The organism is Streptomyces sp. NPDC002619, from assembly GCF_042889305.1.
In the GTDB taxonomy this organism is placed as follows: Bacteria; Actinomycetota; Actinomycetes; order Streptomycetales; family Streptomycetaceae; genus Streptomyces.
Genome location: NZ_JBIAQV010000063.1, coordinates 1 through 17,624 on the forward strand (window position 1 = coordinate 1; position 17,624 = coordinate 17,624).

Genomic DNA, 17,624 nt, shown 5'->3' on the forward strand with positions numbered 1-17,624 from the left:
CGCGGAGCGACGCTGCGTCGCTCCGCAACGCAGGTCCAAGGACGGCATTCCCCACCCGGCTGAAGCCGGGCGTCCCCTGCCGAGAACAGGGATGGGGGCCCCTGGACCGACCGTGTCGAAGGCGACGCTGAGTTCCGCGAGCGATGTCATGCGGTGGAACCGCCGTCCACGCAAGACTCCGACGTCCCCGAGCGAGACCGGACTGTTGGGCATCCACACGGCGAAGTAGCCGAGCCCGTCATAGATCTCTTTCGTGTACCGCTCATGGATGGCCGTTGTCATCGATCCCCGCCCTCACCCAGCCGATGGGGCATCGTAGTCGTTCGGTCACATGGCGTCACCGGAGTCGGCTTTGTCTGTACGGCCCTTCAGCTGTGGATCCCTACACAACTAGCGCGGTTGGTCCGCAGCGGCATTGGACGGTCCCGCAGGTAGTAGCTGCGGGACCGTTGCTGCGATGAGGCGTGGCCGTCCGGTCAGGCGGTGGCCACCGCGCTCCTGCCGCGGTCGGCCTTCATCGGTCCGGCCGCGCTGGGCCGGACGTCGAAGTCGAACATGGCGGTGGGCACGTAGAGCGAGCAGCAGGCGTTGGGGATGTCGACGATGCCGCTGATACGTCCCTCGATGGGTGCGGAGCCGAGCAGCAGGTAGGCCTGTTCACCGCTGTAGCCGAACTTCTTGAAGTACTCGATGGCATTGAGGCAGGCCCGGCGGTAGGCCAGCGTCGCGTCCATATAGAAGTTGGTGTCCGTGTCGTGGTCGACGGAGACTCCGATAAAACTGATGTACTCCGTGTAGCGCGGCTCGACGTTGCCGGGCATGAACACCGGGTTGGTGGAGATGCCGTACGTCTCCATGCCGCCCTTGATCAGGTCGACATGGAAGTCGATGAAGCCGCCCATCTCGATGGCGCCGCAGAAGCTGATCTCTCCGTCGCCCTGGCTGAAGTGCAGGTCGCCGGCGGAGAGCTTGGCATCCTCGACGTACACGGGGAAGAAGGCCCGCGAGCCCCGGGTCATGTTCTTGATGTCCTGGTTGCCTCCGTTCTCACGGGCCGGCACCGTGCGGGCGCCCTCCGAGGTGATGCGCGTGGCGAGGTCTCCGCTGGCCGTGCCGGCGAGTGCGTTGTTGGTGTCCGGGGGTACGGCGAGGGGCGGGACCCGGTTCGGGTCGGTGTCGATCAGTGCCTTCTCGCGGGCGTTCCAGCGGGCGAGCAACTCGGCCGACGGTGCCGTTCCGAACAGCCCGGGGTGGGTGATGCCGGTGTAGCGGATCCCGGGCAGATGACGGGAGACGGCCTGCTGTCCGTGGAGGTCCCATATCGCTTTGTAGGCGTCGGGGAAGTAGTCGGTCAGGAAGCCGCCGCCGTTGGCCTTGGCGAAGATGCCGGTGTAGCCCCAGCCCTGGCCGGCCGCGTCGCCGGTCTGCTGGGGGACGGGTCCGAGGTCGAGGATGTCGACGACGAGCAGGTCGCCGGGTTCGGCGCCCTCCACACCTATTGGGCCGCTGAGCATATGAGGGATGGTCAGGTCGATGTCGCGTACATCGTTGGCGGAGTCGTTGTTGCCGACCTGGCAGTCGGTCCAGTCACGGGTTTCCAAGCGGAACTCGGCTCCCGGCTTGACCACGGTGACGGCGGGGATGTCCGGGTGCCACCTGTTGTGTCCGGGGACATCCTGGTCGCGCATCGACTTGGTCTGGTCCACATGGAAGATGACTTCGGGCATAACAGTTCCTTACGTCTGATCCGGTTACGTGGGTGCGCTCACGCTTCCGGCCGCCGGGCCCGCACGGGTCGGCTGCCGAGACCGTGTGAGCGGCCACAGCGCCGCGAACACCACGACGCCGAAGGCGCCCAGGGCGATGGCGATCTCCGTCGTGTGCTTCCAGTAGCCGGACAGCAGCATCGCCGCGGGGATCACACCGGTGACCCAGCCCTCGATCGCCGTCACCCAGCCGACATAGGTGTTGAGCTCCGTCCTCTTGAGACCGAGCACCACGAAGAACAGGGCCCACAGGAAAGCCCAGTACAGCCAGATCACCCCGAATGGGTAGTCCTTGAAGAGGTGGAAATTGACGAACGAATACCCCAGCGCCACGATCGCCACGAACAGGGAGTAGTAGCCGACGCAGATGTTGTCGATGCCGGCGAGGAGGACGATTCCCACATACAGGTACGTGAATCCGAACAGGTAGATCCCGGATGCCGCCAGAATTGTGTCCTGGTCACCGTTGGCCGTGAAGATGAGGTAGGTCGGCGTCAGCACCTGCAGTGCGCCCACGAAGAGATTGAACACGGCTGCGGAGCGTGCATCGACTTTCCCCAGCAGCAGTAGCCCGTTCATGAACAGCACCGCACCGACGAAGAGGAGTCCAACATTCGCCACGGGCATGCACCTTCTAAGCCCACGTGGGGTACGGAGTTGTCGAAATCCGCCTGAGAGGTTCTGCCGCGTCGACCACCGCCCTCAGGGTCGAGGCAACCGCGAGAGCGCGGGGTGCGGGTGTCGTGGCGCCCTTCTGCCCGGCGGCACTTCGGAAACCACCGCCGGGGCATCACGTGACTGCTCCTCCCGCTCATGGAGGGCGGCGACCGTGTGCGAGGTCAGCGCCAGGCCGGGGGAGGAGTACACGCGTCTTGCAGTGCCTGCGCAGACAGGGCAGCCATGAACGGGGGGCGCAGTCCCGATCGCCAACTTCACATCGAAAGGCCCACAACGGCTGCATAGATATTCGTAGGTTGCCATCAGCAACCTCCGGGTGCCGGTGGACGCTGGCCAACCCTGAAATATGGCGCGGCAGGCAAGCTCGCACACGCCGCAATGATTCTTCCCTTTCAAGGAGACGACTCGCCCATCCGCGTGTCAAGTCTCACAAACTCCCTTACGGGGAGCCCGGCTCCGCGGTGGTCGGTAAACCGAGCGCACGGCTTGACGCGTCGTATATCCGCGATTTCCCGACGTGCCCTTGGTCGCACAACCCGCCCAACTCGTAACTGAATGTGGACACCCGCCTCATTACCCAATGGTGCAGGACAGCCATGGCAAAGATCCTTCCGATGCGCTCTCAGGATCCTGCGGACGCTGCGACCCGTCTCGGCGCAGGCGCGCTGTGCCCTGACACCCGGGAGACCCGGGAGACCCGGGAGGGTCGGCTCGACGGGGCCCCATCCGACCGGAGTGCCCGAACGGCGACGGCGGTGGTCCCGCCGGGAGGGGAGCGCGCTCCTGCACGGTCGCCGGTTCACGAATAACGGCCGCGGACAATAAAACAGCAGCGGATTCCGCGGAAGGTCCACCCTTGTCTGCTGCGAGCCAATGCCTGCTGTGAGCCGACTCACGGCGAATTTCGCTGGACGGGCGTGATCGGGGGCTTTAGCGTCCTTAATGGTTTGATTTTTCACTATGCGAAGACAGCGGCGCCGCGCATACTGCTTGGCAAGTAAAACAAGGTGAACGCTCGCCGGGAAGGTGGATCAGTGAGCAGCATGGACGCCGTGTGGGTACGGGGCGTGAACGGCATTCAGATGCATCACGTGACCGACCTCCAGGATGCCGGCAGGTTTCTCGGCAACGCAGCGATGGCACTGCGGGCCGCACAGGTGAGGACCGGCGCCGACCGGTATGACGGACTCGCCGCCGAGCTCACGGCCCTGCTGCAGCGGGTTCGGGAGCTGGAGGACGAGGCGCGGTCGGGCATGCACGAACTGCACTCCAGCGACCCCGAGCGGTTCGCCCGCTGCCGGGACGGTCATGAGCCGTGGCCCGGCGAGATCCCGGCGGGATTCATTCCCCGCCACACCTGCAAGGACGAATGCCTGTACCACGACCGGGACGTCCTCGAAGCGATCATGCAGTGCACCTGCGGTCGGCCGCCGTGCCGGGCGTGTGAGATCGGCGGACAGCTCTGACGCGCTGAGGGCGCGTACCGGTCGTGCGGACGCCGGGCGGGCGGCACTCGAGGGGTGCAGCCCGACCGGCGTCCCTCATTCGTCGCGCCGGGCCCAGGCGGCGAGCGGCTTCTCGTGCAGTGCCCGTACCGCCAGGACTTCGTCGAGCACGAGCGACGACAGGCGTGAGTTCCGCACCCCGGCATGGACAGCTCCGGATGCACGGCAGACGAACAGCGTCGGCACGTACCTTGGGCGAGTGGGAGGAGCCGGTCCTCGGGTCGTTTGCGAGAATTGCCCGTCGTATCGCGGTCTTCCCGCCAGAGCACCAATCCAAAAGGGCGCCGCTGACGTACTGAAAGTAAGGCCGCAACCGGGGGATACGCCCCTGGGCGGCGGCCGGTTCCCGTGCAGCGGGGATCTTGGATGCGAGACGAGCTCCTCGAATGCACGGTCGACCCCTACAACCGCCGGCGGCGCTGCGATCGGCGCAGCATGCACAGCCGCGGCAGCAGCCCCTGCCGTACACACCCATGTGACCTCCGATAGGTGCTTCGACCTCGACAACTGGCGTTGCTTCGACGGCCGATTCGACCACGGAGGATTCGTGATCATCGTGCTCCGCTAGCGGTCGTCCCAGGCACACGAGGGGCGCGTCCATCACGGGCGCGCTCCTTGGGCCTTCACCGTGATGGTGGACACGACTTCGCCGCCGGCCCGCCTCCATCGCCGCGGGCTCGTTCGTGCCGTGCGGGCAAAGCCCTGCCAGGACCTCGGGTCAGTACCCGGACCGTGTGCTTCCCCGTCAGGGACAGCGGCGGGCGTTGAGCCGGGCGGCCTGGCGCATCAGGTAATCGCGCTCGGCGAGGTTGGGTGCCTTTTGGGCCGCCTCGGCGTACAGCCGTGCCGCCGTCGCCAGGTCGCCGTCGCGCTCGTGGAGGTACGCCGCCACCGCAGCGTGGCGGGGCAGTGAGTCGTTCAGCGCCGCGAGCGCCGCCAGTCCGGCGCGCGGTCCGTCGGCCTCGCCGACGGCCACTGCGCGGTTGAGCCGGACGACCGGGCTGTCGGTCAGGCGCGCGAGCTCGTCGAACCACTCGACGATCTGCACCCAGTCGGTCTCCTCGGCGGTGGGCGCGTCGGCGTGGAGTGCCGCGATGGCGGCCTGGGCCTGGAACTCGCCCAGCCGGTCGCGGGCGAGGGCCGACTGCAGGATCTCGACCCCCTCGGCGATCGACTCGGTGTCCCACCGGCCGCGGTCCTGCTCGGCGAGCGGCACCAGACTGCCGTCGGGCGCGGTCCGGGTGGCGCGCCGGGCGTGGTGGAGCAGCATGAGGGCGAGCAGCCCCGCCACTTCGGGGTGGTCGATCGCGGCCGCGAGCTGCCGGGTGAGCCGGATGGACTCGGCGGCGAGGTCGACGTCGCCCGAGTAGCCCTCGTTGAAGACCAGGTAGAGGACGCGCAGCACGGTGGCGACATCGCCGGGCTGGTCGAACCGCACGCCGGAGATGGTGCGCTTGGCCCGGCTGATGCGCTGCGCCATGGTCGCCTCGGGCACCAGATAGGCCTGGGCGATCTGGCGGGTGGTCAGCCCGCCGACGGCGCGCAGCGTGAGCGCGACCGCGGACGACGGCGTCAGCGACGGGTGGGCGCACAGGAAGTAGAGCTGGAGCGTGTCGTCCACCGCGGGCGCGGGCCCGGGCGCCGGCTCCTCGTCGACGAGGTCCTCACGTCGGCGGCGGGCGGTGTCCGCCCGGGTCGCGTCGAGGAACTTGCGCCAGGCCACGGTGACCAGCCAGCCCTTGGGGTCCCGCGGCGGGGCGGCCCGCCAGACGCGGACCGCCTCGACCAGCGCTTCCTGCACGGCGTCCTCGGCCGCCGCGAAGTCGGCTCCGCGGCGGACGAGGATCCCGAGCACGCTCGGCGTGAGGCTCCGGACCAGGGCCTCGTTCATCGATGAGGTCACTCCGTGATGGTGGGCGGCTCGGCCAGGAACGGGCGCAGCTCCAGCCACTCGTGGATCGGCTTCCCGCCCGCCCCGGGGGCGGCCGACAGGTCCCCGGCCAGCTCGACGGCGCGCTCGTAACTGTCGACGTCGATCACCATCCAGCCGGCGATGAGGTCCTTGGTCTCGGCGAACGGGCCGTCGGTGACCGGCGGGCGCCCCTCACCGTCGTACCGGACGAACGCCCCCTCCGGGGCAAGCGCCTGACCGTCGACGAACTCGCCGGTCCCCTCGAGCCGGGCCGCGAAGTCCTGCATGTACTGCACGTGCGCCGAGATCTCCTCCGGCGTCCACTGGTCCATGGGCACGTCGTTGACCGGAGCCGGAGCGCCGCGGTAGTGCTTGAGCAGCAGGTACTTGGCCATCGTGTTTCTCCTCGGTGCTGGTGCAACCCATTTTGGTCACGTCCACCCCGGGGACGGAGCCAGTCGCGGGTTCTCGACATACTGCGCCCATGAACGAGAACGCCTTCTGACAGCTCATCGATGACTGCACATCGCCCAAGCCCGACCCGGACGGTTGGCAGCGGTGGGAAATCCGCAGCTTCAGGATTCGACCGAGAACCGTGGCCGCGCCGACCGCGCCCGATCTGAGCAGAACACCGCGTCATCCGAGGGCGCGCGGCCCATACCGCGCGCCCGCCGCGGCGGCTGTGAAAATCGCTGTCCGATGGTCGGAACCCGGTGATAGAGAGTCAGCGTGACAACGACACTTGAGTTCGCCGTCCTGCTGCGACTGATCGACGAACGGTCGACCGCCTTCCGTGCCGCGGTCGCCTCCGCGCCAAGCCTCGACGTGCAGGTGCCGACCTGCCCCGAGTGGACGCTGTTCGATCTGGTGCAGCACTTGGGCGAGAGGCGCCGCTTCTGGGCCGCCACCGTCGCCGCAGGGCCTGCCGCCGCTCCCCCGGCCAAGTCCGCATCGGAGGGCGCCCCGGCTGCGCCCCGGGAGCGCGAGGCCCTGCTGGCCTGGTTGGCCGCGTCGACGCAGCAACTACTGGACGCACTACGGGAGGCCGGGCCGGATCGCGGTTGCTGGACGTGGTGGGGTACGTCGGAGTCGCCGCAGACGTCCGGTGCCGTCGCTCGGCACCAGGTACAGGAGATCGCGGTGCACACCTACGACGCCCAGATCACCGTGGGTGCCCCGCAGTCGTTGCCGGACCAGGTGGCACTCGACGGTGTCGACGAGTTCCTGTCCACCTGCTGCGCAACGACGAGTGCCTGGCCGCACAAGCCCGCTGCCGTCGACTTCCACGCCACCGAGGGCCGCTCCTGGCGCCTCTCGCTCTCCGCCGACGGCGCACGGATCACCCGTCTCCCCACGCCCGGCACAATGCCCGCCATCGCTGCCGGCGAGGGCCCGGACGCGGCCGCCGCCTCTGCCCGGGGCACGGCCGGCGAGCTGGTCCTCACCCTGTACGGCCGTATTCCGGTGGACTCCCTGAAGCTCGACGGCGACCGACGTCTCTTCGACCTGCTCCAGGCCTGGGAGCCGGAGGAGTAGAACGCCGGGTTCCGGGTCGAGGTCGACGCCCTGGCCGTGCTCACCGAGCCGTCACTCGGGTGCTGCGGGGCCGCCCGCTGGATCACGATGAGAGCCGGAACGTCCCGTCAAGGGCGCCTTCGGCGTCGCCTGCGGCGATGACCTTCGATCACCCTTGACCGGCCATTCCGACTCTTGGCTGGGCTGGTTATCGGGCGGCCCCTCCCGTGTGGCGCCCGGGTCAGCTGGCCTGGGCCTTGGTGTGGGCGAGGCGGTAGGACTAGGTGCCGGTCCGGATGTTGGCGCCGTTGAAGGTCAGCCGGTCGACGATGGCCGCGCAGAGTCGCGGATCGCACTCCGCACTGGGAATGCTCACCCCAGTCCAGTACGAGCTGCGACAACCGCCTGTAGCGTGAAACCCAGCGACGCGGCTCCACACAAGTCGGGGCACATCGCCCCACCGAACCCGGAACGGTTCACATCGGGAGTTGCCATCAGTGTCGAGTGGTGCAGGCCTTGGTGAGGTCGTCGGCCGCGTCGGTGAGCGGCGTCAGGTCCGGGGTCTTGTCGCCGTTCTTGATTGACGTGCGTACGTTGTCGACTGCCTTGGTCAGTTCGTGGACCGCCTTGGTGACATCCGTGTCGCCTGCCTTCTCTCCTGTGTCCTCCATTTCCTTCAGGTTCTTGTCTATGGACTTGAGGGAGGCATCGGTCCTGTCCGGATTGACGGCCGCGTGCGCGGCCGCGAACTGAAGATCGGTGACGTTCTCGGCGATGGAGTGGGCGGTCTGCATGCAGTCCAGAGCCCTGTCGACGGTGGAGCAGCCGGTGGCGAGGCCGACAGTGAGCGTGGCGGTGGCTGCGGCAAGGGCGGTCGCGATTCGGCGCTGTCGGCGCGCGGCCATGGGTGTCCCCTCCCGTTGTCTGGCCCCCGCTGCAGGCTCCGGTTGGTGCCGTGAGGGAAGCGAGGGCGGGTGGCCGGTCGCTGGGCCGACCGGACCCGCTTGATGGTGCCTCGTCCCGCTCGGGAATATCTCGTGTGCTACCTGAGAGCCCCATCGGGTCCGTTGGTGGGGTGTCGGATCGAAGCCGCGTGTACGGCGAGGTCGCGAGCGCAGGTGATCGGGTGGCGCCCGCGCGGCATCGCGTCATGGACGTCCGTGGATTCTCGGCGTGACTCATGGGGCGTCGGCCGAGATCGCCGTACCCACACGGACCGGCCGACCGCCTCGGCGGGGTGGTCGGCCGGTCCCGAGTTACCAAGAAGCTGGCCAGAGCCACCCGTCCGAGTATCCGGATGGCGTGACGTCCTCCAAGGGGCCGGCCGCGTTCAGTGGCCGCTGCCGAAGGTGCGCTCGAAGTCGCGGAAGGATGCCTCCTGCCGCCACGCGGCCTTGGCCTTTGGGCTGTTGGCGAGCAGACGGCGGCATTGCGGGCGGGGCTGGGTGGAGCCGGGCTGTTCGGTGGCGCAGGCGCTGACGAGGTGGTACCCGTCCCGGGTCGGGTTGCCCCGCCAGATGCTCTGGCCGGGCAGGAAGGCGTACTCGAGCGAGGCCCGGGCGAGGTTCTTCAGGACGGGGTAGGTCAGGCCGTAGGTCTCGGTGGCATACGCGTACTCGTGGGTGATGTCGGTGCGGCTGACGCCCGGGTCGTCGGTGGCCAGCACGACCGGTACGCCGAAGCGCCGGTAGGTGGTGAAGGGGTGGTCGGCGCCCTTGACGCCGAGGATCTGGGCGTTGCTGGTGAACGGCACCTCGACCGCGATCTCGTGGGCGGCCATGGTGCGGGCGGTGTGTTGCCAGTCGTCCTCGTGGACGAGGTCGACGCCGTGGCCGATGCGTTCGGCGCCCGCGACGTCGACGGCCTCTTTGATGTGGAAGCTGAGGTCTTCGGGCTTGACCAGGCCCGGCCACAACTCGCCCGCGTGCAGGGTGACGTGAGCACGTGGATAGACGCGGTGAAGGTACTTCACCATGCGCATCTGCAGCCGGTAGTCGGCAAGGGCACGTTCGCCGTCCTCCGGCTGTACCAGGTTCACGGCGACGAACCGGTCGTCGCGCTCGGCCAGCCGCATGCCCAGGGCGAGCTGGGTGAAGACCTGTTCGGGCACACTGCCTCGTGAGCCCTGTGAGATCCATCGGACTTCGAGCGCGCAGCCGGGCCGGGCGCGGTCGGTGCCGCAGTGCGCGGTGGCGCTGAATTCGGTTGCGGCGTTGTCGGCCTCCTGGCGGGCCTGTGCGACCAGGCGGTCCAGCTTGCCTCCGGCGATGAGTTTGCCGTGCAGGCGCGCGAGGTCGTCGTCCCAGCCGACTTCGGCGGCCAGCTTCTTGGCACCGTCGGAGGCGGGGGTGGTCATCGTCTCGAGGTAGAACTGGTTCTGCTCGGCCACCGTGTCGGCGACCTCCGCGAGCATCTTGCCCGGGTGCCGCCAGGTCACTTCGCCGAATTTGGCGAAGGTGGCGAAGAAGTGATCGTGACCGTTGCCGTCAGCGGGAAAGTCCTGCATGGACCATGCCCGCACGATCGCGTCGCGGAAAGCGCGGTCGGAGCGTGCCTCCGCGGCCGGGCGGGTACCGGGACCGCACGGCGGGGCCAGGGCGGTCATCGTGCCGGTGTCGATGCAGAGCCCGTCCTCGGCGGCGAGCTGGATCAGGTACTCGGTCGTCACCGCCCCGGAGAGGTGGTTGTGCAGGTCGCCGCCCTTGGGCATCCGCTCGATGAAACGGTGCAGCAGCTGCGGGTTGTGCCGGATGGCCTCCAGATATGCGGCCGTACGCCTCTCCGGCCCCGGCAGAGACGGCAGGGTGACGTGGTGCGCGCGGGCCGTCGGGTGAGCACTCGCGGCGGAGGCGGGCAGCGCGGGCAGCGTGGGCAGAACGGCGAACAGGCCGAGGGAACAGGCGGTCAGGGCCCTGTGTCCCGGAGCGCGGGGTCTGGTTCGATTGGTCACGCTCGGCATGATCACCACCGGTGCGCGGCGAAGTCGCGATGCCGCGCTGCGGGCGGACCAGGGTCACTCGACAGGGGGCACCTGCGCCGGGTGGGCGAAACGGGCGGATCGGCGCGCCGCGGCAGCGAAGCAGTCATCGACGTCGTGCTGACGGACCGTCACCCCATTGACGGCCCATGTGCTGTCGACCCTGGCGCCGAAGGCGTTGGCCCCGGCCCTGGAATGGAGGCCGGTGGCGGCACGCTGCCCGTGGGTACTGGCCGTGGGCCAAGCTGCGTTGCCTGGCCCACGGCGTTGATGAGCATCAGCACGTGCCTGTGATGGCAGGTGGCCCGGGTGGTGTCCGCCTTCCCGGGCAGGGGCGGAGCGGGAGGCCCGCAGCGTCGTCAGTGGACGACGTCGAGGACCTGCTTCTGCAGGCCGTTGCTGTAGACCTCGTGCTCGACCAGCTTCAGCTTCTGGGTGTCCTTGTCCGTGGTGCTGAACAGGCGCTTGCCGGCGCCGAGCAGCAGCGGGTAGACGAGCAGGTGGTAGCGGTCGATCAGGCCGGCGTCGGAGAGGGCATGGTTCAGGGAGGCGCTGCCGTGGACGATGATCGGGCTGCCGTCGGTCTCCTTGAGGGCGGCGACCTCGTCGAGGGAGCGCAGGATTGTGGTCTCGCCCCAGTTGGAGACCAGCTTGTCCTCGGTGAGGGTGGTGGAGACGACGTACTTCGGCATCGTCTTGTAGCGCGCGAACTCCGCCATGTCCGGCCACACAGGGCTGAACACCTCGTAGCTGACCCGGCCCACCAGGATCGCGGTGGACTCCTGCTGTTCCCGCTCCTTGATCTCGAACGCCTCGGGGACGAACTCGACCTCCTTGAAGGTCCATCCGGAGTTGCGGTAGCCGGGTTCACCGCCCGGCGCCTCCACGACGCCGTCGAGCGAGACGAAGGCCGTGCTGATCAGAGTGCGCATGGGAAATTCTCCTCGGTGACTTGGATGTGTTGTGTGACTGCTCGGTGCGCGCTTGGGCCGCGTTCACGGCGCAGGCGCCCCGATGCTGAGGTGCCGGTGACCGCTGCTAAGAGCGGCTGGTCCGGCAGTTCCGGGGGCGAAGCGGATCCGGGTGCCCGACTGTGCGGGCGCGCGCTCGGGCGCGCCAGGGGTCAGGCGAGGAGGCCGGTCAGCCATTGCTGCCAGGCGGCCTCGGCGCTGTCCGTGTCCGGGCCGAAGAGGTGGTGAAACATCAGCACCACGCCGGGGAAGTGGTGGAAGGTGTAGATCCCGTCGGCGGTGCGGACCTCGATGCGCTCGTCGTCCGACCAGGTCACTTCGCCGTCCACCGGCGGCAGGCCGGCCGGCTCGGCGTGCGCCCGCGCGCCCACGGCGACCGGGCTCGGTAGCGACAGCCCGCGGGTGAGGGCCGCCCGGACCACCTGCGCAGGCTGTTCGCCGGACGGTGCCATGGCGAAGACGGGGATGCCGGTACGTCCCGGAAAGTGGGCCAAGTACTCGCGGAGCGTGTGGAGGTGGAAGGGCCAGCCGCGGCGCAGCGCGTCGTACTCGTCCTGCCAGTCGTCGCCGAGCACGCCGCTCTGGACGATGCGGAGCACGGTGCTGCCGCCGTCGCCCCTCGATCAGGTACTCGAAGGCCATGAAGCGGCCGTCCTCGACGGTGGCCGTGCGAGTGGCGAAGCGTTTGCCGGGTTCGTAGGCGGTGACCACCGACTCCTCCCGGTTGCCCCCGGTGTCCATGGCGGCGGTCCCGCCCTCGCGGGGCTCCACCTCGTTGCGCCCCAGGAACCAGGAGTCGATCTCCGGTCCGGTGGCGATCGCCTCCCAGACCTGTTCGGGACTCGCCGGCAGGGTCGCCTCCTGCTCGATCTCAAAGGGGCGCGTCATCGCGGGCTCTCCTGTCGCGCGTCGTGCTTCGGGATCGTCGTTCGCTGGAATCCCCCGGTCTTCTGCTGCGCTTCGGCCGGGCTCCCCGGGGCGCCGGAGGGTGCGGCGGGGATCTGGTGGAGCCCGACGATCACCCGGTGGCTGCGGGCCCCGGGGGTGAACTCGTCGTGGTAGTGGCCCACGAGGGCCGCCACGGCCTGGGCCAGCTCGTGGGCGAAGGCCGTCCGGTCGGTCGCGGGGGCGAACCGCACCTCCGCGTCGATGCCGAAAGCGGAGACCCGCCGCCCGGCCCGGGAGGCGCCGGTCAACAGAGCGCCGACCTCCTGCACCAGCCGCGCCCCCAGCGCCAGCAGCCGGCGAGCGGAGAGCTGGTCCGGCGACCGGGACGGGTCCGGGCTGACGGCGGCCAAGGCACTGGGAGAGATCACGTAAGAGGCGGCGGTGGCGCGGTACACCCGTTCGGTGACGTTGCCCTTGCGCCGCTCCTCGGCGAGTTCGACCAGGACGTGACGCTCCAGTTCCTTCAGGTGGTAGTTGACCTTCTGCCGGGGCAGCCCGAGGCGGGCGGCCAGCATGGCGGCCGAGCCGGGCTCGGCCAGGGCGGCGAGGATTCGCGACCGTATGGGGTCCAGGGACGCCTCGGCCGCGGCGGGTTCTTCGATCACAGCGACGTTCAGCACCGCTCCAGGATGCGACCGACAAAAAAAATTGTCAAGGAAAGAAAAGTCGTCGGCTGAGTCGATCGGATGCCTGAGGTCCCCGCCGTCAGTGCCTCGTCGGGCACGCCACCCGGCTCCGCATCTAGCGGGAGCATCCGGATGAGCCCGTTGCAGTCCGTTGCTGTGGAAGTAGTCCTTGAGTTCGCCCGAGCCCGACCAGGCACTTGGTCCGCTGCTCCGTGCCGCCGAGGAACTTCGGGGAACCCGTGGGCATCGCACTGGATCGTGGGCCGCTCGCAGAGCCGCTGGAGGACGCCGTGGGCGGGGACGACGAAGGTGTGTCAGTCCTTGTGCCGAATAGGTAGCCCGAGTGTCAGTGGGCAATCAGTCCGTGTCTTGACCACTGCGTCGCGGTAGGCGTCAGCAGGCCGGCGGACCGGCCAGGACGAGTGTGGCGCTCAGCCTGCGGAGGGTGACGCGCCGAGCGGCCCAGTCCGAGACCAGACCGCCAATTGCGGCCATGACCTCGGGCACGGTTTCGCGACGGCCGATCCAGCGTTGCAGCGACCGCCACTGCTTCGGCTCGGCGATGGCGTGTTCCACCGTGATCCGCCTTGCACCGTGGGGTGCAGCTGGAGTTGCTCTTCGATGCCCTCGGTCCGGACCTGGGTGACGTCGTGCATCCGTCCAGGGCGCACCGCACCGAGCCGTAGGCGCCGGCCCTGCCCGTCGCTGATCACCGCGACCGGATCACAACCACGGGTCGGCCGGCTCCTTGACCAACTCGGCCAGGTATTGACGGAAGATGCCCGTGAAGACAGGCTGCGCGAGAGCCCCGCGGGCCAGCCGGGCGAGAGCACCGCAACATGCTCGCGTACCTTTGACAACTGTGGGCGGCCCTAAAAGGCTGAGCGCGGGCGTCAGCCCAGTGCCACCTCGCCCGCGTGGACGGCACGCATGGCGCGCTCGACAGTCTCCTCGTTTTCGCCGACCGGAGCCACGTAGCCGATGACGTCGCGCGCGACGTCCTCCCCAAGCATTCGGGTGATCACCCACGTGGCGAGATACTGGGACGCCAGGCAACCGCCCGCCGTAGCGATGTTCCCCTCGGCGTGGAACGGCGCGTCCAGAACGGTGACGTCGCAGGCTTCGACAAAGGGCCGGCTCTTCATGTCCGTGCAAGCCGGCATGCCATGCAGCAACCCCAGCCGGGCGAGCACCAGCGCGCCGGAGCACTGCGAACCGATCAGCTGTCGCGAAGGGTCGAGCAGCAGCCTGGAGATCAGCCGGTCGTCGGCGACCACGTCTCGCGCCTTCACGCCACTACCGATCAGCACGACCTCGGCTTCGGTCACGAACTCCATCGGGCGCTGCCCGGTCACCTCGACGCCGTTCATCGACGTGACCACCGGCGTCGGCGTCGTGATGAAGGCTTCCAAACCGTCCTTACGGCACCGATTGATCAGCGCGGAAGCAATGAAGCTGTCGAGCTCGTTGAACCCGTCGAAGGTGACCACGGCTACCTGCATCACAACTCCTTCAAGTACGGCATCAGATTCTCAGTCTCCCCTGGCGCGCCGTTCCGGGCGAGGGCCAATCAGCTGCTGGTGGCACGCCTACGGGCGGTCCGCGTTTCGGGCTCCTAGCCTGAGTGCCGTACTTACTGTGCCTGCCGGGGCAGGTCGGCCGGAAGAACGACTGGCAGCACACACGCCGACCTCGCCCGGTTACGGGGGTGGCCCGATCAGGCCTGGCCCTGTGCACAGTCTCGTGTTGTGCGTCGCTGGGCGCCGGCGGCACGGGCCACCTCCCGGGGTTCGTACACCCTGCGGACGCCTGTCCCCAGCGACGTACTACTTGCTGACGGCGAAGCGCATCAGGGCATGCTCGTCACCTTGCTTGATCTTCCCCGTCACATTGATGACTTCGAGTTTCCACGTGTCGCCGACCCGCACGGCCTTGGCCACGGCGCAGCCGTTGTCCTGGGTGAGCAGGCTGGGCCATATGTCGGCGACCTGCTGGGAGCTTCCCCCGGTCGAGTCGTAGACCTTGAAGCTGATGTTGCGCGCCTTCTGGAAGGAGCTGCCCCTCTTGAAGGCGGCAGCGACGAAGACGATCGCCGTGATGTTGCCCGGGACGCGCGCGAACTCGACCGTGACGGTCTCGTCGTCGCCGTCCCCGCGCCCGGTCTGGTTGTCGCCGCTGTGCACCAATGAGCCGTTGCCCATGGGGTCCAGCGAGTCGAGGCCGGCCAGGCGCACCGGATCCCCGCCCTGCATGGCGATGGCGATCAGGTCGAGGTCCGTGCCTGCCTTGCGGCGGAGCCGGCCCATGACACCGCCGCTGGTACCCGCCGTGGGGTCCCAGGACACGCCGATGGACAGATGGGTCACTCCGTCCAGGTCTGCCGGGCCGTCTTCCTTCGTGAGCGTGATCATGTGTAGGTCATCCTTCTGCCAAGGGGTCTACAACACGCAGAGTGTGCCTGGTGCCTTGGCGGTTCCCTGCGGCCAGGGTCCGTCTTCGAACGGATCCTGCCCGGGGCAGGAACGATGCGAGTCTCCCGGTCGATGCCTGGCGTCCGCCCGCCGCACTTGCCGCGATTGCGGCGGGCGCCTCCCCTTCACGGAGCAGGCGAACCGCGAAACGTGTCACGGGAACGCGGAGGGGTCACTGGTGGTCGGGTGAGCCTTGTCATCGGGAGAGCGTCGGCCTGCGTCGCTCAGCCCGGGACGGCCTGTTGCCTCCACTCGTCCGCCACGCGCATACGACGACCAACCGGGGGGAGAGACGGACGCCGGTGTGTGGTGTCGGCGCGGGTCAGTTCGGGTCGACGGGCAGTTCCAGGCGGAGCTCGTACCCGCCGTCGGCCGTGTGGCCGCAGGCGACGGTGCCGCCGAGGAGCTCGGCGCGTTGACGCAGGCCGGCGAGCCCGTGGTGGGCGCTGGGCAGGGCGAGCGCGAGTCGGGTGGGCGCGGTGTTGGTGACGGTGGTCCGGAGGGCACCGTCTCTGTGTTGGATGCGGACGGTGGCTGTGGCGCCGGGGGCGTGTTTGCGGACGTTGGTCAGGGCTTCCTGGACGGTGCGGTAGACGGCTCGCTGGATGGCGGGAGGGAGGTCTTCGGGTAGGTCGGTCTCGAGTTTCGCCTCGATGCCGCTGACGTCGACCAGTCGCTGCAGGTCGCCGAGGGAAGGCTGGGGGGTGAGTTCTGTGGGTCGGCTGCCGGAGGCCCGCAGCACGCTGACCATGTGCCGGAGTTCGTCGAGGGTCTGCACGCTGAGCCGTCGGATCGTGGCAGCGGCCTGCCTGGTCTCGGCATCCCGGCCGCCGACCTGGAGCGCCCCGGCCTGCACGGCGATGAGGCTGACCTGGTGGGAGACCACGTCGTGCATCTCCCGGGCGAGCTGCGCGCGCTCCTTGGCCAGGACGCTCTGCGCGGTCAGGAGCCGTTCCTGCTCACGCGCCTCGGAGATCTCGGCGATCCGCAGGGACAGTTCGCGTCGAGCCTGTACGAGCTGGCCCAAGAAGACGGGGGCGGTGGCGGTGGCCAGCGTGTAGCTGAGGTAGAACAGGTCGTCGGCCCGGGTGAATGCAGTAACCCTCAGCGAGGACCACGGCCAGGGCATGAAGTCGCTCGCGGCGAAGGCGAGGGCGCAGGCGGCCAGCAGGAGGCGTCGGCGGCTGAGCGAGGAGAGCGTGTACAGGGCGGCCATGGGGGCGAGCGACGCGTCGGTGACCAGAGCGCTGGGGAGCGTCAGCAGGAAGGTCGCCAGCGGCAGTCGCCGACGCAGCGTGAGGGCGAGGGCGCCGAGCAACGCGCAGGCCGTCGCCGGCCGTGCGCCGACATCGACGTGGACCCATACGTCCGCCAGCGAGACCAGGACGAGAACGGCGTCCAGCACGGGACCCGACGGTCTCCGGGGGCTCATCGGGCGTCCCTGACCTGAGGTGCCGCCAACAGGCCCGCGCGCTCGGCGATCACGGCCGCCTGGACGCGGCTGGTCACCTGCAACTTGTTGAAAACGGAGCTGACATGGCCTTTGACCGTGCCGGTGCTCAGGTGCATCCGTTCGCCGATATCGGTGTTGGCGAGTCCCTCGGCCATGAGGACGAGAACGACCCGCTCGCGCTCCGTCAGCCGGGCGGCGAGACGAACGGCAGAAGGGTCGCGCATGCCGTGGTCGAGGTAACCGTCCACCACCGTACGGGTGACCTTGGACGACAGCGCAGGGCCGCCCTCGGCGAGGGTGCGTACGAGGTGGGGGAGCTGATCGGGGTCCGTGTCCTTGAGCAGGAACCCGGCGGCACCCGCGCGGAGGGCGGTCGCCACGTAATCGTCGGTGTCGAACGTGGTGAGCATGGCCACCACCGGGGGGTCCGGAAGGCCGCGGAGACCTGCCAGGACGGTGAGCCCGTCGACGTCCGGCATCCGGATGTCCAGCAGGACGATGTCAGGACGTAGCTCCCGCACCGTCCGCACGGCCTCGCCGCCCGGGACCGCCGCGACCACCTCGATGTCTTCCGCCGCGTTGAGAATGTGCGTGAAGCCCGTGCGGACCAGGGCCTCGTCGTCGACCACCAGTACCCGGATCACGTGCGCTCCGCTCCTCGCATGCCGCCATGGGATGCCTACCACGTCGGGGGGGGGGGGGGGCGGGGGGGCCCCCCCCCCCCCCCCCCGGGGGGGCCCCCCCCCCCCCGGGGGGGGGGGGGGCCCCCGCCCCCCCCCCCCCCCCCCCCCCCCACAAAACC

17 protein-coding genes and 1 pseudogene are annotated in these 17,624 nt (G+C 69.0%); 2 read left to right on the forward strand and 16 right to left on the reverse strand.

Annotated features, from left to right (window positions below):
- Window positions 1-476: 476 nt before the first annotated feature.
- From fmdA to ACFYXB_RS41315, 3 genes are all read right to left on the reverse strand, one after another.
- Window positions 477-1,727 (reverse strand): formamidase, encoded by a 1,251-nt coding sequence (fmdA, locus tag ACFYXB_RS41305; RefSeq protein ID WP_389590291.1) that lies wholly within the window; start codon window positions 1,725-1,727, stop codon window positions 477-479.
- Between the two features lie 24 nt (window positions 1,728-1,751).
- Window positions 1,752-2,387 (reverse strand): AmiS/UreI family transporter, encoded by a 636-nt coding sequence (locus tag ACFYXB_RS41310; protein WP_389590293.1) that lies wholly within the window; start codon window positions 2,385-2,387, stop codon window positions 1,752-1,754.
- Window positions 2,388-2,468: 81 nt separating this feature from the next.
- Window positions 2,469-2,747 carry an FmdB family zinc ribbon protein gene (locus ACFYXB_RS41315; RefSeq protein WP_389590294.1) on the reverse strand — a complete coding sequence of 93 codons (279 nt, stop codon included), beginning with the start codon at window positions 2,745-2,747 and terminating at the stop codon, window positions 2,469-2,471.
- A gap of 740 nt (window positions 2,748-3,487) precedes the next feature.
- On the opposite strand from ACFYXB_RS41315, the gene ACFYXB_RS41320 reads away from it, so the two are divergent.
- Window positions 3,488-3,910, forward strand: a complete 423-nt coding sequence (locus tag ACFYXB_RS41320; RefSeq protein ID WP_351364220.1) for a hypothetical protein — start codon at window positions 3,488-3,490, stop codon at window positions 3,908-3,910.
- Between the two features lie 784 nt (window positions 3,911-4,694).
- Here ACFYXB_RS41320 and ACFYXB_RS41325 read toward each other — a convergent pair.
- Together ACFYXB_RS41325 and ACFYXB_RS41330 are read right to left on the reverse strand one after the other, a co-directional pair.
- Complete coding sequence (locus ACFYXB_RS41325) at window positions 4,695-5,840, reverse strand: RNA polymerase sigma factor (protein WP_389590323.1); 1,146 nt, start codon at window positions 5,838-5,840, stop codon at window positions 4,695-4,697.
- A gap of 8 nt (window positions 5,841-5,848) precedes the next feature.
- Window positions 5,849-6,256 carry a YciI family protein gene (locus ACFYXB_RS41330; RefSeq protein WP_389590296.1) on the reverse strand — a complete coding sequence of 136 codons (408 nt, stop codon included), beginning with the start codon at window positions 6,254-6,256 and terminating at the stop codon, window positions 5,849-5,851.
- 334 nt (window positions 6,257-6,590) lie between these two features.
- Between ACFYXB_RS41330 and ACFYXB_RS41335 the strand changes: the two genes are divergently transcribed.
- Window positions 6,591-7,397 carry a maleylpyruvate isomerase family mycothiol-dependent enzyme gene (locus ACFYXB_RS41335; protein ID WP_389590298.1) on the forward strand — a complete coding sequence of 269 codons (807 nt, stop codon included), beginning with the start codon at window positions 6,591-6,593 and terminating at the stop codon, window positions 7,395-7,397.
- Window positions 7,398-7,870: 473 nt separating this feature from the next.
- Here ACFYXB_RS41335 and ACFYXB_RS41340 read toward each other — a convergent pair whose 3' ends face one another.
- The 11 genes and pseudogenes from ACFYXB_RS41340 to ACFYXB_RS41390 form a co-directional block, all read right to left on the reverse strand.
- Window positions 7,871-8,281: a hypothetical protein gene (locus tag ACFYXB_RS41340; protein ID WP_351364193.1), complete on the reverse strand. Its 411-nt coding sequence runs from the start codon at window positions 8,279-8,281 to the stop codon at window positions 7,871-7,873.
- Between the two features lie 425 nt (window positions 8,282-8,706).
- Window positions 8,707-10,335, reverse strand: a complete 1,629-nt coding sequence (locus ACFYXB_RS41345; RefSeq protein WP_389590300.1) for an adenosine deaminase — start codon at window positions 10,333-10,335, stop codon at window positions 8,707-8,709.
- A gap of 377 nt (window positions 10,336-10,712) precedes the next feature.
- The gene (locus ACFYXB_RS41350) at window positions 10,713-11,285 is read right to left on the reverse strand and encodes a dihydrofolate reductase family protein (RefSeq protein ID WP_389590302.1); all 573 of its coding nucleotides are present in this window, start codon (window positions 11,283-11,285) and stop codon (window positions 10,713-10,715) included.
- A gap of 191 nt (window positions 11,286-11,476) precedes the next feature.
- On the reverse strand, window positions 11,477-11,923 hold the full coding sequence (locus ACFYXB_RS41355) for a hypothetical protein (protein WP_389590324.1): 447 nt from the start codon (window positions 11,921-11,923) through the stop codon (window positions 11,477-11,479).
- Between the two features lie 121 nt (window positions 11,924-12,044).
- Window positions 12,045-12,212, reverse strand: a pseudogene (locus ACFYXB_RS41360) (SRPBCC domain-containing protein); the annotation flags it as partial.
- Window positions 12,209-12,892 (reverse strand): ArsR/SmtB family transcription factor, encoded by a 684-nt coding sequence (locus ACFYXB_RS41365; protein WP_389590304.1) that lies wholly within the window; start codon window positions 12,890-12,892, stop codon window positions 12,209-12,211. The gene ACFYXB_RS41365 and the pseudogene ACFYXB_RS41360, both read right to left, overlap by 4 nt.
- A gap of 399 nt (window positions 12,893-13,291) precedes the next feature.
- Window positions 13,292-13,474: a hypothetical protein gene (locus ACFYXB_RS41370; protein ID WP_389590306.1), complete on the reverse strand. Its 183-nt coding sequence runs from the start codon at window positions 13,472-13,474 to the stop codon at window positions 13,292-13,294.
- Between the two features lie 317 nt (window positions 13,475-13,791).
- Window positions 13,792-14,400, reverse strand: a complete 609-nt coding sequence (locus ACFYXB_RS41375; RefSeq protein WP_351365792.1) for an AraC family transcriptional regulator — start codon at window positions 14,398-14,400, stop codon at window positions 13,792-13,794.
- A gap of 324 nt (window positions 14,401-14,724) precedes the next feature.
- Complete coding sequence (locus ACFYXB_RS41380) at window positions 14,725-15,309, reverse strand: TerD family protein (protein ID WP_351365789.1); 585 nt, start codon at window positions 15,307-15,309, stop codon at window positions 14,725-14,727.
- A gap of 382 nt (window positions 15,310-15,691) precedes the next feature.
- The gene (locus ACFYXB_RS41385; protein WP_389590308.1) at window positions 15,692-16,801 is read right to left on the reverse strand and encodes a sensor histidine kinase; all 1,110 of its coding nucleotides are present in this window, start codon (window positions 16,799-16,801) and stop codon (window positions 15,692-15,694) included.
- On the reverse strand, window positions 16,798-17,466 hold the full coding sequence (locus ACFYXB_RS41390; RefSeq protein WP_351365783.1) for a response regulator transcription factor: 669 nt from the start codon (window positions 17,464-17,466) through the stop codon (window positions 16,798-16,800). Before ACFYXB_RS41390 ends, ACFYXB_RS41385 begins: the two co-directional genes overlap by 4 nt.
- Window positions 17,467-17,624 lie beyond the last annotated feature (158 nt).

Coding starts and splice junctions, on each gene's coding strand:
- ACFYXB_RS41350 (WP_389590302.1), bottom strand. CDS start 11,285: ATGCGCACTCTGATCAGCACGGCCTTCGTCTCGCTCGACGGCGTCGTG.
- ACFYXB_RS41315 (WP_389590294.1), bottom strand. CDS start 2,747: ATGGCAACCTACGAATATCTATGCAGCCGTTGTGGGCCTTTCGATGTG.
- fmdA (WP_389590291.1), bottom strand. CDS start 1,727: ATGCCCGAAGTCATCTTCCATGTGGACCAGACCAAGTCGATGCGCGAC.
- ACFYXB_RS41325 (WP_389590323.1), bottom strand. CDS start 5,840: ATGAACGAGGCCCTGGTCCGGAGCCTCACGCCGAGCGTGCTCGGGATC.
- ACFYXB_RS41320 (WP_351364220.1), top strand. CDS start 3,488: ATGGACGCCGTGTGGGTACGGGGCGTGAACGGCATTCAGATGCATCAC.
- ACFYXB_RS41375 (WP_351365792.1), bottom strand. CDS start 14,400: ATGCAGGTAGCCGTGGTCACCTTCGACGGGTTCAACGAGCTCGACAGC.
- ACFYXB_RS41385 (WP_389590308.1), bottom strand. CDS start 16,801: ATGAGCCCCCGGAGACCGTCGGGTCCCGTGCTGGACGCCGTTCTCGTC.
- ACFYXB_RS41345 (WP_389590300.1), bottom strand. CDS start 10,335: ATGCCGAGCGTGACCAATCGAACCAGACCCCGCGCTCCGGGACACAGG.
- ACFYXB_RS41330 (WP_389590296.1), bottom strand. CDS start 6,256: ATGGCCAAGTACCTGCTGCTCAAGCACTACCGCGGCGCTCCGGCTCCG.
- ACFYXB_RS41340 (WP_351364193.1), bottom strand. CDS start 8,281: ATGGCCGCGCGCCGACAGCGCCGAATCGCGACCGCCCTTGCCGCAGCC.
- ACFYXB_RS41380 (WP_351365789.1), bottom strand. CDS start 15,309: ATGATCACGCTCACGAAGGAAGACGGCCCGGCAGACCTGGACGGAGTG.